13 protein-coding genes are annotated in these 15,647 nt (G+C 44.3%); 4 read left to right on the forward strand and 9 right to left on the reverse strand.

Annotated features, from left to right (window positions below; all coding sequences use genetic code 11):
- Nucleotides 1-9: 9 nt before the first annotated feature.
- Together ACVW0P_RS00820 and ACVW0P_RS00825 are read right to left on the reverse strand one after the other, a co-directional pair.
- A complete protein-coding gene (locus tag ACVW0P_RS00820; RefSeq protein ID WP_457130390.1) occupies nucleotides 10-2,064 on the reverse strand; it encodes a M56 family metallopeptidase in 2,055 nt (684 codons plus the stop codon).
- A 98-nt stretch (nucleotides 2,065-2,162) separates the two neighbouring features.
- Nucleotides 2,163-2,537, reverse strand: coding sequence for a BlaI/MecI/CopY family transcriptional regulator (locus ACVW0P_RS00825; protein WP_354428221.1), 375 nt, complete (start codon nucleotides 2,535-2,537; stop codon nucleotides 2,163-2,165).
- Between the two features lie 205 nt (nucleotides 2,538-2,742).
- Here ACVW0P_RS00825 and ACVW0P_RS00830 point away from each other — a divergent pair, with 205 nt between their 5' ends.
- Nucleotides 2,743-3,513 carry an MBL fold metallo-hydrolase gene (locus tag ACVW0P_RS00830; RefSeq protein WP_457130391.1) on the forward strand — a complete coding sequence of 257 codons (771 nt, stop codon included), beginning with the start codon at nucleotides 2,743-2,745 and terminating at the stop codon, nucleotides 3,511-3,513.
- On the opposite strand, the gene ACVW0P_RS00835 is transcribed toward ACVW0P_RS00830, so the two are convergent.
- The 5 genes from ACVW0P_RS00835 to ACVW0P_RS00855 all read right to left on the reverse strand — a co-directional run bounded on the left by ACVW0P_RS00835 (nucleotide 3,510) and on the right by ACVW0P_RS00855 (nucleotide 10,303).
- A complete protein-coding gene (locus ACVW0P_RS00835; protein ID WP_457130392.1) occupies nucleotides 3,510-3,929 on the reverse strand; it encodes a response regulator in 420 nt (139 codons plus the stop codon). The two genes, ACVW0P_RS00830 and ACVW0P_RS00835, sit on opposite strands and share 4 nt — an antisense overlap.
- 441 nt (nucleotides 3,930-4,370) lie before the next feature.
- Complete coding sequence (locus tag ACVW0P_RS00840) at nucleotides 4,371-4,667, reverse strand: hypothetical protein (RefSeq protein ID WP_457130393.1); 297 nt, start codon at nucleotides 4,665-4,667, stop codon at nucleotides 4,371-4,373.
- Between the two features lie 153 nt (nucleotides 4,668-4,820).
- Nucleotides 4,821-7,730: an aminomethyl-transferring glycine dehydrogenase gene (gcvP, locus tag ACVW0P_RS00845; protein ID WP_457130394.1), complete on the reverse strand. Its 2,910-nt coding sequence runs from the start codon at nucleotides 7,728-7,730 to the stop codon at nucleotides 4,821-4,823.
- A gap of 130 nt (nucleotides 7,731-7,860) precedes the next feature.
- Nucleotides 7,861-8,577 (reverse strand): pyridoxine 5'-phosphate synthase, encoded by a 717-nt coding sequence (locus ACVW0P_RS00850; protein WP_354428211.1) that lies wholly within the window; start codon nucleotides 8,575-8,577, stop codon nucleotides 7,861-7,863.
- A 121-nt stretch (nucleotides 8,578-8,698) separates the two neighbouring features.
- Nucleotides 8,699-10,303: an aminopeptidase P family protein gene (locus ACVW0P_RS00855; RefSeq protein WP_354428209.1), complete on the reverse strand. Its 1,605-nt coding sequence runs from the start codon at nucleotides 10,301-10,303 to the stop codon at nucleotides 8,699-8,701.
- Nucleotides 10,304-10,482: 179 nt separating this feature from the next.
- On the opposite strand from ACVW0P_RS00855, the gene ACVW0P_RS00860 reads away from it, so the two are divergent.
- Genes ACVW0P_RS00860 through ACVW0P_RS00870 form a run of 3 tightly spaced genes read left to right on the forward strand, consistent with a single transcriptional unit; the run spans nucleotide 10,483 to nucleotide 13,627 of the window.
- Nucleotides 10,483-11,481 carry a PAS domain S-box protein gene (locus ACVW0P_RS00860; RefSeq protein WP_457130395.1) on the forward strand — a complete coding sequence of 333 codons (999 nt, stop codon included), beginning with the start codon at nucleotides 10,483-10,485 and terminating at the stop codon, nucleotides 11,479-11,481.
- Nucleotides 11,482-11,486: 5 nt separating this feature from the next.
- Nucleotides 11,487-13,223, forward strand: coding sequence for a PAS domain-containing sensor histidine kinase (locus ACVW0P_RS00865; RefSeq protein ID WP_457130396.1), 1,737 nt, complete (start codon nucleotides 11,487-11,489; stop codon nucleotides 13,221-13,223).
- Nucleotides 13,223-13,627: a DUF5655 domain-containing protein gene (locus ACVW0P_RS00870; protein WP_457130397.1), complete on the forward strand. Its 405-nt coding sequence runs from the start codon at nucleotides 13,223-13,225 to the stop codon at nucleotides 13,625-13,627. The genes ACVW0P_RS00865 and ACVW0P_RS00870 overlap by 1 nt, the downstream gene beginning before the upstream one ends.
- Nucleotides 13,628-13,898: 271 nt before the next feature.
- Here ACVW0P_RS00870 and ahcY read toward each other — a convergent pair whose 3' ends face one another.
- Complete coding sequence (gene ahcY, locus ACVW0P_RS00875) at nucleotides 13,899-15,215, reverse strand: adenosylhomocysteinase (protein WP_457130398.1); 1,317 nt, start codon at nucleotides 15,213-15,215, stop codon at nucleotides 13,899-13,901.
- A 135-nt stretch (nucleotides 15,216-15,350) separates the two neighbouring features.
- A complete protein-coding gene (locus tag ACVW0P_RS00880) occupies nucleotides 15,351-15,641 on the reverse strand; it encodes a hypothetical protein (RefSeq protein WP_354428201.1) in 291 nt (96 codons plus the stop codon).
- Between the last annotated feature and the right edge of the window lie 6 nt (nucleotides 15,642-15,647).

Raw genomic sequence — 15,647 nt, forward strand, 5'->3', positions numbered from 1 at the left:
CACCATAACTTAATTTTTTTCAGGAGTTTCGGGAGCTTCAGGTTTTTCGGGGGCTTCGGGTTTTTCTACATCCTCGCTGTTGTTCCAGTTGTAAACATTCTCTGGATGCGTTTTCCTATACTCGGCCGCCTTCTTTTTAAACTCCGGCGATTGGGTATAAGCCCTTAATTTTTCTGATGCTTCGTGTAATAACTTTTTCTCCCTTTCAATATCGGGGCTGGCAGTAAAGCGGTGCATTTGCTGGCCAACTTTACGCATCTCTTCTTGTTTAGCCTTAATATCCGGGTTGTTGTATGCTTTACGCATTTCATCACCAGCTGCACGCATCTCATCCTGCGACTTTTTAACATCAGGGTTATTGGTGTACGTGCGCATTTGCTTGCCCAGTTCCTTCATTTTATCCTGTTGCTGCAATACATCCGCAGGGATATTCTTTTTTAACTCGGCCTGGTACTGGCGGTAGTTTTCATCGTTTTTGCTATCGTCGCGGCTAAAAACACCATCTATCGGCACGCCATATTTTTTCGCGATCTTAGCGTCCATATCCTTAAAATCCTTCGACTCGTAATACTTGCTCATCACATCGCCAGAAGCCGACATTTGCTTACTTAACTCGTCTATCTTGCCGCTACGGCTGCCCCATTGCTTCTCAAACTCGGCGGCGGCCTTTTCTTGCGCGGCAGTAGCTTGTTTCACTTTAGCACTATTATAAAAAGCGTCAACATCCTTACCCAACCTATCCATTTGATCGCTTTGGGCTTTAAATGCCGGGCTATCGTAGTACCTGCCTATAGCGTCGCCATGTTTTGATACTTCCTTGCTCAGGCGGTCCAACTCGGGATCTTTCATGCCGTTGTTGTAAATATGGCCAAAGTTAATCGTCACATTGTCTTCGGCTCTTACTTTGGCGCTAAACCGGGCTTCGGTCTTTGCCTTATGGGTGGTGGCTTTAGCAGCCCTCGCCTGAAATTTAACCGCTTTTTTTGCGGGGATTGTATCTGCTATGATAGCTTTTATTGTTTCGGGAGTTATCTTTTTTACTGATATTTTACCTTGTGCAATTTCGGGGTTAAGCAGCGCTAAGCCGCCAACACTTAAGGTTAGTATAAGCATGGCCACTAATGTTGGCCGCACGCTTGGCATTTGTTTTTTTGTTTTCATGATTCTTTCGATTCGGTTTAATAAATGGTACTTTTTACCGGTCACAGCCAGCGCTAACTGTAACTCGTTTTGGCGGCTTTGCTCTAACTTGAACAAGGCTTTAGCATAAATAACAGGGTTTTGCGTAGCATCTACAACCATATCGTCGCAGCTATTCTCGCGTTCTTCGCCTATTATTTTATTGATAAGTAACACGCACGGATTAAAGAATAACAACGTGGTTACAACTTGCTGCAGCAGGTTAATAACGTAATCGTTACGTTTAATATGAGCCAGCTCGTGCATTAATATGGCTTCAATTTCTTCGGACCCCAGGTAGGTTGATAAAGTAAACGGCAGCAGGATAACCGGCTTAAAGTACCCTACTATACAAGGCACATCAACCATTTGGCTAAAGCCAACTTTTACCGTTTTGCTGATATCCAGTTTTTTAGCAAAGGCGCTTATTTGCTGCTGCAGTTGCACGCCAAGGCTCATAGTACGTTTAATGGTTTGTATTTTGCGATGCGCCAATATTACTCTTGCCAGGTTCAATAACAGCCCTGATATATATACAGCGGTTACGTACGGCAGGTATTTTTCGATATTGTAATAGTAGCGCACGGTTTGGTTACCAAACTGCTGTATGTTTTGCGGAAAGCCTGCCAGCAGCGGCATATTTTTAAGATCGGTTGGTTTGGCCAGCCAGTCGTAAAGCTGAATTTCGGTGATCAGGGTATAAGCAAACCAGCCGGTAATTGCCAGCAAACTGCTTACGGCAAACAAATATTTTTTTGAGGACGAAAGCCCGGTAGCTAACAGCAACACCACCCTTAACAGGAAATAGATAAGCAGCCCCTGCCATAACGAATGGATGATGGTGATCCCCAAAACCTGGCTGATGTTGTACAGTATATTTTCCATTGTCTTAAATGATAAAAGCTAAATCCTAAACTCAAAACCTAAATTATCGAGCTATGTCAATCCTGATCTCTAATTTCTTCCCGATAGCTATCGGGCCACTAATCTCTCTTCTCAAACTGATCTAAAAAGTTCTTTATCGCATCTATCTCATCTTTTGAAGCGCGGTGCTGGCCCAGGGCCTGTATCACCAGATCCGATGTGGAACCTTTAAACACAGTGGATAATATTTTATCCAGCGCGCCTTGCTGTGCCTGTTCGCGGCTGATGAGGGCTTTATACAAATGCGTTTTGGCGGTTGTATCGCGCTCTACCAAACCCTTCTCGTGCATTATCTGCATTAGTTTAAGGGTTGTGGTGTAACCTGCATCTTTGTTCTTGGCCAGTTCCTCGTGCACATCACGAACGCTGCATTGCCCCGTTTTCCAAATCACTTGTAATATTTCCAGCTCGCTTTCCGTCGGTTTCAGATCCATGTTATAAGTTATACGAATTTCTTCGTACAAATATGTACGATAGTTTTCGTATATCAAAATTTTATTTAAAATATTTTTATTTTTTGTTTGATTAATAGACGTTACTGGTTTTAAAACGTTACAATTTAGTCACAAAAACGTACTTAAACCGCCCATATTCGCCTGCTTAAATTCTGTAGTTTATATTTGCACAAACACATTCTCTATGGAAATTTTTGCTTTGGGCGAGGGCTCGTATTCGGTTGATGCTACTAAGAAATTCATTCCTTTTAATCCTGAAACCGATAGTAAACGCGACCGTCCGGGTTCACTTTTTATTCACGTAAACCCTTTCCTGATCAAAACTGCCGACGATCTTATCTTGCTTGATGCTGGCCTTGGTTATAAAGATACCCGCGACGAACTATTGCTTCACCAGCATATCCGCAACGCGGGGTTCGACCCGGAGGATGTTACGTTAGTATTGATGTCGCACCTGCATTATGACCATTCAGGTGGGTTGGTGGTAGAACGCAGCGGTAAGTTTGAACCAAGTTTCCCGCAGGCTACACACGTGATCCAAAAAGATGAGTTTGAATTCGGATTGACGGGGAAATCCAGCTCCTATCATGTAGAGATCTTCCAGGCTTTGCAAAATACTGTCAAAATAGATTTTGTAGCGGGCAATGGTGAATATAAGCCAGGCATTAAATATGAACTATCCGGCGGGCACAGCAAGTTTCACCAGGTTTTTTGGATCGATATCGAAGGCCAAAAAGTATTTTTTGGTGGCGATGAGCTACCCGAGCCTGAGCAACTGATCAGAAAATTTGTAGCTAAGTATGACTACGATGGGCAACGCTCGGCAGAACTGAGAATAGCGTATGGCAAAAAAGCAGCGGCAGATGGCGATATATGCCTGTTTTACCATGCGCGCGCAACCGCCATCGGCAAGGTTGAATACGATGATGAAACTTTTGCGATTATTCCGGTTTAATTAGACGATACGCCGAAAAGTTCCTTTATTTTTTCCACGTTAAGCGGTTTAGAAATAAAATCTTTAACCAACGGGTATGAGCGTGCTTTGTTAATATCGTTGCTAAAGACCGAGGAAGAAATAATATAGATCTTGCTTTTACCCAATGGATCGAGGTTTAAACGCTTGTACTCGTCCAAAAATTCCCAGCCGTTCATAATCGGCATATTAATATCCAGCAGGATATAATCCGGCAGTTTTGCAGGGTCTTTGTACTGAATGTCAGCCAGCGTATCGATCGCGAATTTACCGTTAAGGCAGGCCATAATATCCGTGTTGGTCAAAGCCTTCTTTATCAATTTTATAGAGATAAAGTTGTTTATTTCGTCGTCATCAACCAATAAAACACTTACTGGTTTGTCGTTATTAGGGCTCATATGTTCTCTTATACGAAAATGCAAATAAAAAGGTTATATTCCTTAAAGTTGTAACGCTATTTTTTCTGTAAAATTTTGGGGCACAACTGTTAAAAATACAATTATCGATAACCAGGCAACTTTATCTAACACCCAATAGTATCCAATAAATATAAAGTAGTTTACGAAAAACCGGCATCTGAGGTTACAGTTATTAAATATACGACAATGTCTTCTTAATAACAAAGCTACTAATTCTCTGTTGTTGACACCCTCAACCAACAACATCCAAAACGGGGACAAATACAAAGTAAATACTGCGGCTTGGAATGACAGTAATTACAGGAATGAAAACTAACTTTCGCCGTTGTTGGTGTTGTCTCAACAACATTTAGGACTGCAAATTATCCATGCGTTAATGCACTGGCGGCTTGTTGGTGACAACACCAACAAGGGCAGAAATTAAAGAAAGCAGCCGGTGATATTTGTGCTTATAATAATTTCTGCGTCATCCTCTAAAACATTGACCGATTCGTCTGCCGGGGCAAGGCTAAGATAAAATCCCATATCGCACTTTAGCAGTTTATACCTTTCTACGTTATAAAAGCTATAATTTTTATCCCAACGAAGATCGTACTCCAGCACATCGATAAAACTAAGTTTAAAATGTGTTTGGTTAATACGTTTAGATTCTATTGAAATGAAATAAACATCAATACACAGCCCGTGCTCGTTTAAGTAAATATCAAATCTTGACACCGAAGCGTCATGTATGATTTAACTCCCGGCTGTTAGGATTAATATTTCATCATCGGTATAAATTGATTGCATAAAAAAGGCCCCTTTAATAAGGAGCCTCAATTTAGTTATTTATCTGCACATCTGTACGTTCCCGCATATGCACATCTATAATCATGTTCCGTATTCAGGCGTGGTTACTTCAGTTTCTTCAAACTCGTAATCGCTTAACGGCGGGCAAGAGCAAATCAATGTCCTGTCGCCATAAGTATCGTTTACACGACCAACAGATGGCCAGAATTTGAACTGCGATACGTAAGGTAGTGGGTATGCTGCTTTTTGGCGGGTATAAGGGTGCTCCCACTCGTTGCCGGTAATAACAGCGGCGGTGTGTGGCGCGTTCTTCAGGGGGTTATCTAATTTGTCAGATACGCCTTTTTGTACATCTTCTATCTCGCCGCGGATAGAGATCATGGCATCGCAGAAACGGTCAAGTTCGTGCTTAGGTTCAGATTCTGTTGGCTCTATCATTACCGTACCTGCAACCGGGAACGATACTGTTGGCGCGTGGAAACCGTAATCCATTAAACGTTTCGCAATATCAACCACTTCTACGCCAAAAGTTTTAAACGAGCGGCAATCCAGGATCATCTCGTGCGCGCAACGGCCTTTTGTGCCGGTGTACAATACGCTGTAATGATCTTTTAAGCGCGTTTTAATATAGTTGGCATTCAGTATAGCGTAACGGGTAGCGTTGGTTAAACCGTCGCCGCCCATCATGGCAATGTACGCGTGTGATATAATTAAGATAGATGCAGAACCCCATGGCGCCGCAGACACCGCGTGGATAGCTTTGCCGTTATCGATATCAACAACCGCGTGGCCCGGTAAGTAAGGCACCAGGTGCTTAGCTACACCAATTGGGCCCATGCCGGGGCCGCCGCCACCGTGTGGGATGCAGAAAGTTTTATGCAAATTAAGGTGGCAAACATCGGCACCAATATTAGCCGGACTTGTTAAACCAACCTGCGCGTTCATGTTGGCACCATCCATATAAACCTGGCCGCCATTTTGGTGAATAGTTTCGCAGATCTCTATGATGCTTTCCTCGAACACACCGTGAGTTGATGGGTATGTTACCATTAAGCAGGAAAGTTCATTCTTATATTGCTCGGCTTTGGCTTTCATATCGGCAACATCGATGTTACCGTTATCGTCACATTTCACCACAACAATTTTCATCCCGGCCATAGCGGCTGATGCAGGGTTGGTACCATGTGCCGATGATGGGATCAATGCGATGTTACGGTGGCTGTCGCCCCTATCGTTATGATAAGCGCGGATAACCATTAAGCCAGCATACTCGCCTTGCGCGCCTGCGTTTGGCTGTAAGCTCATGGCTGCAAAGCCTGTAATTTCGCTTAGCCATTTATTCAGTTCGTCAAATAATTGCATGTAGCCGCCAACCTGGTCGGTTGGTGCAAAGGGATGCATTTTACTGAACTCGGCCCAGGTAACGGGCACCATCTCGGTAGTAGCGTTCAGCTTCATGGTACATGAACCTAAGGCTATCATCGAGTGGCAAAGCGAAAGATCTTTCGCCTCCAGCGCTTTAATGTAACGCAGCATCTCATGCTCTGAGTGGTGCGAGTTAAACAAACCGTGGGTTAAATAAGCAGAAGTACGTTGCAATTCGGCAGGGATAACACCCTCAACGTTTTTCTTAAGTGTTTCGTAGTTTGAGTATGCAAAGTTTTTGCCTTTAACCTTAGCAAAGAAACGTACAATGGTTTTGATATCCTCCGGCGATGTAGTTTCATCGATAGAAATAGTAGCTACCGTACCTTTATAGTTAAGGTTAAGCTCATTGTTTAACGCCTCGGATTTAACCGGGCCGGCTAATGCGCCAAGCTCAACTTTAATAGTATCAAAATATGTATCGTTCAATTGCTCGTAACCAAGTTCGGTTAGCGAGTTAGCCAGCAACACCGCTAAGCCGTGGATGCGTTGGGCAATCAGTTTTAAGCCTTGCGGGCCATGGTACACGGCATACATACCGGCCATAATAGCCAGCAGCGCCTGCGCGGTACAAATATTTGAGGTTGCTTTATCCCTGCGGATGTGCTGCTCGCGGGTTTGCAAAGCCATACGCAAAGCGTAGTTACCCGCGCTATCAATAGTTACACCTATGATACGGCCCGGAATAGAGCGTTTATATTCTTCTTTAGTGGCGAAAAACGCGGCATGCGGGCCACCAAAACCCATTGGTACACCAAAGCGTTGCGTGCTGCCAACAACTATATCTGCACCCCACTCACCCGGAGGGGTAAGCAATACCAGGCTCATAATATCGGCAACAACCGTTAGTTTAATGTTTTTGGCGTGTAGCGCGTTAGCGAAATCAGTGTAGTTATACACCGCGCCGTTACCTGCAGGGTATTGTACCATAGCCCCAAACATATCGTCGGTTAGCTGAGTAGTGGCATGGTTGCCTATCTGCAGTTTTATGCCGTAAGGCTCGCTGCGGGTCTTTAAAATATCGATGGTTTGCGGGAATACTTCTTCGCTTACAAAGAAAACGTTTGCAGCGGTATTCTTACGCAAGCTGTATTGCATAAACATGGCCTCGGCAGCGGCGGTACCTTCATCTAATAACGATGCGTTCGCGATTTCCATCCCGGTAAGGTCAATAACCATGGTCTGGAAGTTTAACAAAGCCTGTAAACGGCCCTGCGCAATCTCCGCTTGGTACGGGGTATATTGGGTGTACCATCCCGGATTTTCCAAAATATTCCGCTGAATTACACCTGGTACGATCACATCATAGTAACCCTGACCGATGTACGATTTAAACACCTTGTTTTTTGAAGCTGTTTGCTTAAGCGTGTTCAGATAATCGAACTCGCTTTTGGCAGGCGGCAGGTTAAGCGGGGCTTTCAACCGGATCTTAGCCGGCACAGTTTCGTCTATCAGTTCGTCAAGCGTATTTACACCGATAGTTTTTAGCATTTTATCAGTATCGGCCTGGTTGGGCGCTATGTGCCTTTGCTGGAATTTTTCCTGGTAATCTATGTTCAGCTTCATTGAAATGGGTATCCCTTAAATTTACCGCAAAGGTACAAATTAGCGGTTGAATAACAATTGGGTAATACGATAGTGACACTGGTTTTACAAGCTACTATCCTATAGATCTTTGTACGTAAAACACCTCCTGTTAAACTAACTGGCGCAGGTACATTTGCACAGTATTTTCTAACCCATAGTATAAAGCGTCGCTTATCAAGGCGTGGCCTATACTTACTTCGTCAAGCGCAGGGATGTTTTGCGCAAAGTATTGCAGGTTTTGCAGATCAAGGTCGTGGCCGGCGTTTATGCCGAGGCCAAGTTTATGAGCGACTTCGGCAGCTTTTATATACGGCGCAACGGCTTCTTCTTTATTTACCGGGTATTGATGGGCGTAGGCTTCGGTGTAAAGTTCTATCCTGTCTGTACCCGTTGTGGCGGCAGCTTCTACCATTTCAGTAACCGGGTCTACAAATATGGATACGCGGATGCCGGCATTTTTAAACACCTTAATGATATCCTTTAGATAATCCTGATTTTTAATAGTATCCCAACCATGGTTAGATGTTATCTGCCCCAAAACATCGGGCACCAGGGTTACCTGCTCGGGCTTGGCGGCCAGTACCAGGTCAATAAATTTTTGCTCCTGGCAATTCCCTTCAATATTAAACTCGGTGGTCACTATTTTCTTCAGGTCGAACACATCCTGGTAGCGGATATGCCTTTCATCGGGCCTGGGGTGTACGGTGATGCCCTGCGCCCCAAAGCGTTCGCAATCTTTAGCAACCTGTACCAAATTCGGGTTATCGCCGCCGCGTGCGTTACGCAGCGTAGCAATTTTATTGATGTTGACAGATAAGCGGGCCATAGTATGCAGTGTTTGTGCAAATATCACTATTCCATAAGTAACAATAAAAACATATTTATGATTGGCCCATAAACAAGCAAGCCCCGGTTTGCACCGGGGCTTGCTAATATAATAAGTAATCCTATTTAAGCGGCGGGAATTTCGCACCGTCAAAGATACTTTTTTCGGCAGCCATTTTCTCCACTTCGTCCCATTTTCTTGGGGCATCTAATGACAATATGGTGCCTTTGTCCTTTCCAATAACTACATCATCCTCGATACGTACACCGATGTTCCACCATTTTTTATCGCACTTGCTGCCGGCAGGTATATAGATGCCGGGCTCAACGGTAATCACCATGTTTTCTACCAGGTTACCGTCATACGATCCTTTATCGTGTACATCGAGCCCCAAATGGTGAGATACACCATGCGGGTAATAGGTACGCAGTTCTTTGGCATCTTTTATGATACCCAGTTTGATAAGTCCGGCCGCTAATACCTCCCCTGTTTTGGCTTCAAGCGAAGAATATGGCACACCTGTTTTACACATTTTAAACACCTCTTCCTGCGCGTCGTAAACTATCTGATAAATGGCTTTTTGCTCCTCGCTGAATTTGCCGCTTGGCGGAATGGTACGGGTAACATCTGCCGAGTAGCCGTGGTATTCCGAACCTACATCAAGCAGTACCAACTGGTTGTTTAGCATTGTTTCGTTATTCTCTTCGTAATGCAAAATGCAGGCATTTGCGCCTACACCAACAATTGGCGGGTAACCTTCATCTTCGGCACCATATTTTTTGTGCACGTATAGCAAAATGCCTTCCAGTTCGCGCTCGCTCATGCTCGGTTTTACGGCACGCATCACTTCGGCATGTGCAATAGATGACAGCTGTACAGATTTGCTTAGCAGCGCTAATTCTTGGGGCTGTTTAACACCTCGTAAAGCAGTTGTGTATTCACCAAATAAGCCGGCATCACCATATGTCGCCGCTATTTTCGCCTTAACGCCGGCTAATGTCGCAGAGTCCGGCTTGGCTAACAACTCCTGGATGATGGCGCTATTCTTATGCGCTTCGTCATTAGCGCGTGGTTTTATGTAGGCCACTATTTGCGGCAGGTTTGCAGGGCGGGCATATTTGGTAATAATATCCAGATCGGCCTTTAAGCCTTTACCAACAGCAACTACACCCGCTTTGGTTTTGAAGGTGCTGATCAGTTCCTTAAGATCGCCGCCGGCATCTTCATTAAGGTCATCATAAATAACGGTTTTAAATTTTTTAAAGTCTATAGGGAATTTAGCGAACTCGCCGCTATTGTAAACGCATTTAAAGCCTAACTGGGTTTTACCACCCTCAACACCTAAACGGCGGCCTGTCCACTGCTCGCGTTGCGCATCGCGCTTGCGCACAAAAAGCACTTCGTTATAGCTGGTATCACCCGCGCCCTGCAGATCTTTAAAAACCAGTAACGCGGCATCCGGCTCTTTATAGCCCGAGAAATAATACATGTCGGGATTTTGATGAAAAACATAATTTACATCGTTAGAGAAAACCTGCTCGGGGTAGGAAAATATCACCGTTACCGAATTTGCGGGCATCATTTTGCGCAAAGCCTCGCGCCTGCCGGCATGGAACTCTTTGGTCAGGTAATCTTTAGGGATGTTTTGGCTTTCCTGCGAAAATGCCGTTACCGCGCCCAGGCACAATACTGCCGCTACGATAGTTTTTTTATTGATCAGTTTCATTGTAATAAGGTGTTAAAAACGGGATCAAGTTACAAATAAAATCAAACTATGCCGATAGCCTAATGATAATCTATAATAACGTAAAGCAAGCGGCGTTTAACTATTAATTAATCTCCCCAATGGATATTGGAAACTATTGATTCGATATATTCGTATACCTTAACAACAGCAGCAGCAACGTGAGCAACTCCCCTAAACCAGCCAACGAAATTGAACGCTTAAAGGCGCTGGACGACTATGATATATTAGACACGTTAAGCGAACACGAGTTTGACCGCCTTACCGAGCTGGCCTCTATAATTTGCGAGGTACCTATTTCGCTGGTTTCGTTATTGGACGAGCACCGCCAGTGGTTTAAATCGGCCGTGGGTTTGCCGGTAAAAGAAACCCCGCGCGATGTTTCCTTTTGCCGCTACACCATTACCGATGCCCAGTTTTTAGAAGTGAGCGATGCCACGCGCGATATCAGGTTTCAACACAACAGCCTGGTAACCGGCGGCCCCGAGATCCGCTTTTATGCGGGCTACCCGCTAATAGACCCCGACGGTTACGCCCTGGGCACGCTTTGCGTTATAGACCGTAAACCACGCACGCTAAACGAAAACCAAAAGCGCGCGCTGCAGCTATTATCTGAAGAGGTTATATCCCTGATAGTTGAGCGCCGTAAAAAGCAGGACCTGAAGAACTTTGAGAAGCTTTTTCAAAACTCAAACGACCTGATCTTTGTGGGTGGTATGGATGGCTTTTTTAAGCGCGTTAACCCGGCCTTTACCAAAATTTTGGGATGGAGCGAGCGGCATATGCTTACCACGTCTTCATTCGAGTTTATCCACCCGGATGACCTAACAAAAACCGAAGCTCAGCTTAAGGGCATGATGAGCGGGAAGGAAACCACCAACTTTTTGCAGCGCATGAAAACCATCGATGGCGATTATAAAACCATTGAATGGACATCTACCCCCGAAGCTTTAACGAGTCATATTTTTGGCATCGGGCGCGATGTAACTGCCATTGTACTAAAAGATAAGTTTCTTGCGGAAAGCGAAGAAAAACTACGTGTGTTTTTCGAAAATTCGCAAGGGCTGATGTGTACGCATGATGTGAAAGGTAAATTCCTGTCGGTGAATGCAGCGGGCGCAGGTATATTGGGTTACACGCCAGATGAAATAGTTGAATAGTTGAATTGAGCCTTTTTGATATTGTACCTAAAGACAGGCACGGGTTTTTAAACGCTTATTTAAAAGAAATAACCACAATGGGCCAATCGTCGGGCCAGATGCTTACCAAGCACAAAGATGGCAGCCTGAAGGTTTGGTTATATAATAATACACTTCAAATATCCCCGCGCGAGGGCACCTATATTATTGGCAATGCCATTGATATTACCGAACGCTATCGCCTTGAAAAAGACCTTGAGCGTACCAAAGAAATGCTGGAGCAAACCAACCAGGTTGCCCGCGTAGGTGGCTGGGAGGTTGATATTTTACAGCAAAAGGTTTACTGGACATCTGTTACCAAAGAGATCCACGGCGTGCCTGCAGATTATGAACCGCAATTAGAAACCGGCATTAACTTTTATAAGGAAGGCTACAGCCGCGACCGCATAACCGCCGCTTTAAATAAAACTATTGCCGATGGCACCCCATGGAACGAGGAACTGCAGATAATTAATACAGATGGCAAAGAAGTTTGGGTACGCGCCCTGGGCAACGCCGAATTAAAAAAGGGTGTTTGTGTAAGGCTATACGGTACTTTCCAGGATATAAATGATTATAAGAACGCCGAGCTTGCCCTTAAAAAATCGATAGAAACACAAGAGGCGCTTAACCTTGCACTGATAAAACAGATAGAACTTGTTCAGGAGCAGGATAAAACCATCGAAAAGATCCAGGAGTTTAAGTTCCTGGCAGATTCCATACCACAGATCATTTGGACATCGAGCCCTGATGGCACCATGGATTACTATAACAAACATTGGTTTGATTATACCGGGCTTAGCCTGGAGGACACCTTGCTTTACGGTTGGGAGCCGGTGATACATCCTGATGATGCACCTAAAGATTATGCAGACTGGCATCATTCTTTAGCCACCGGAGAGCCGTATAAGTCCGAAGTCCGTTTCCGCAGGGCGGAGGATGGCGTTTATAAATGGCATAAATCTATGGCGCAACCTATGCTTGCCGCGGATGGTACAATATTAAAATGGTTTGGGTCCTGCTATGATATTGACGAATACAAACGCGCGCTGGACCTCGAGAACCGCATTAGCCAATATGAAGATTTTAACCGGATTGTGGCGCATAACCTGCGCGGCCCGGCAGGAAGCATCCGCATGATATTAAACATGATTGGCGATAGCGCGGACGATGAGGAGAAGGATGAGTTTTTGCAGATGCTGAACCAAAGCAGCGAATCATTAAACGAAACCCTGAATGAGTTGATGCGCGTATTAGAAGTGCGTAACAGCAAAAACATCGCTTACGATACCTGCGACCTAAACGAAATGGTAAAGGTTACCGATGCCATGCTTAAGGGCCAGATGATAGAGAAGAAAGCGCGGATCACTACAGATTTTGGGGTAACCAGTATGGAGTTCCCTAAAATGTACCTTGAGAGTATTTTTTACAATATGGTGAGCAACTCGCTTAAATACAGCAAGCCGGATGTGCCGCCTGTTATTAACATTACCTCGGCATTGGTAAACGGCCATGTTACCCTAACTTTTGAGGATAACGGTCTGGGGATAGATTTAGTGAGGCACGGCAACGATATGTTTAAACTGAACAGCGTTTTCCACGCCGGGCACGATAGCAAGGGCATTGGCCTGTTCATGACCAAAACCCAGATAGAAACCTTCGGCGGGAAGATCAGCGTAGAGAGCGAGCCAAATATTGGCACGAAGTTTACCATAGTTTTTTAATGCCTTACACCTGCCCAAAATGCGACCGTGAATTAACCAGGGAAAGCCAGTGGCACCACTGCGCCCGCATAAATCTTGATGACCTTTTTAAAGGAAAATCTGACGAGCTTGTACTTACGTTTGATAAACTCCTTGCCGAGGTTGCCGACTGGCCCAACGTATTGGTAGGCGTTACCCCAAACTGCATTACCTTTGTACACAGGCAAACGTTCTTCGTGATCCGCCCCATGCAAAAGCAGCTGGAGTTGAAATTTTACTCGGCCACTAAAATAGACGAACCACCCATCATCAAAAGCATAGCAGCCACATCAAAGCGCTTCCAAAACCACATCAGATTAAATTCAGTAAATGATTTGCGTCCGCAGTTATTTGCGTGGATAAGGGGATCCTATGAGATACTTTAAAAAGCCAGTCATCCTGAACTTGTTTCAGGATCTCTCAGGACGGATGTTAAACATAAGTCGACTTGACTTGTGGGATGCCGAAACAAGTTCGGCATGACGTATTAATAAAACAAAAAAGGGACATGGCTAAAAGCCATATCCCTTTTTTATTATGTATTGGTGGCGCTATTTTGTCAGTTCACGAAATTTTGAAACAACTGATTATAAGCAATTTGCAAAACTTAACCGGCGTTCACGGCCGTGAACGTGAACATTTAGCACCTTTTTCTTCTTAGTAACGGTAGTACTCCGGTTTAAACGGACCTTCAACAGTCACGCCGATGTACTCCGCCTGGTCCTGGTCTAAAACTTCCAATTCAACACCAATTTTTTCTAAGTGTAAACGGGCAACTTTTTCGTCAAGATATTTGGGCAGGGTGTAAACTTCGTTTTTGTAAGCCGCGCCGTTAGTCCAAAGTTCTATTTGGGCCAAAGTTTGGTTGGTGAACGAGTTACTCATTACAAAGCTTGGGTGGCCTGTAGCACAACCTAAATTTACCAAGCGGCCTTCTGCTAATACAATAACATCTTTACCGTCTATAGTATATTTATCAACCTGTGGTTTAATTTCGATTTTGCTGTTGCCATAAGCTCCGTTTAACCAGGCCATGTCAATCTCGTTATCAAAGTGACCGATGTTACAAACGATTGCTTTGTCTTTTAACGCGCGGAAATGCTCTTCGCGAACGATGTTTTTGTTACCTGTTGCAGTAACAACAATATCAGCTTCTTTAATAGCAGTGCCTAATTTTTTCACTTCGAAACCTTCCATAGCTGCCTGTAAAGCACAGATAGGATCTATTTCGGTAACAATTACACGTACGCCAGAGTTACGCAAGCTATCTGCAGAACCTTTACCAACATCACCATAACCACAAACAACAGCAACCTTACCGGCCATCATCACGTCAGTAGCACGGCGAATGGCATCTACCAATGATTCGCGGCAACCGTATTTGTTATCAAATTTTGATTTGGTAACAGAGTCGTTCACGTTGATGGCAGGCATTGGCAATGTACCGGCTTTCATACGCTCGTACAAGCGGTGTACACCTGTAGTAGTTTCTTCAGATAAACCTTTTATCTCGCCGATAAGCTCAGGGAAACGGTCTAAAACCATATTGGTTAAGTCGCCGCCATCATCCAATATCATGTTTAACGGTTTGCGGTCTTCACCAAAGAATAATGTTTGCTCTATACACCAGTCAAACTCCTGCTCGTTCATACCTTTCCAGGCGTAAACAGAAGTACCAGCGGCAGCAATTGCAGCAGCAGCGTGGTCTTGTGTAGAAAATATATTACATGACGACCAGGTAACTTCGGCACCCAGTTCTATCAAAGTTTCAATTAAAACGGCAGTCTGGATGGTCATGTGTAAACAGCCTGCAATACGTGCGCCTTTTAATATTTTGGCCGGGCCGTACTCTTTACGTAAAGCCATTAAACCCGGCATTTCTGCCTCGGCCAATTCAATCTCCTTACGGCCCCACTCGGCCAGTGAAAAATCTTTCACTTTATACTTAACGTATGCAGTTTCTACTGTCGACATAATATTAGTTTTTATGAAATGCAAAAGTAGTGAATATAAATATCCAAAAGAAATTGGATACAATAACATTACAGGGCAATTGCACAACCTGTTGTGGTAGCAAATGAGCTTGTAATAAATGCAACAGGTATACGCTTAGCTGCTTACATTCTTTGTAGAGAATTGCTCGGTATAAAAAATCATGAACAGGAACATCACACTTGATGCCACAGCCCAGAAAATGTTAAACGCAAATAAAAACTGGTCGCTATTGCTTCGGGCCTCGCCATCTAAGAAAGGGTAAAGCATTACACAGGCAAAGGAGATACAATAGGCCACCGCTAAAACTATCAAATACCTTATTGGCGCCGATAGCTGCCGTTTGTACAGCAAAAATAAACAACCCGCAATGCCAAGGTATTGGCAAATGTCCTTTAGGTTACTCATTTGAAT

Source organism: Mucilaginibacter sp. UYNi724 (assembly GCF_054057495.1).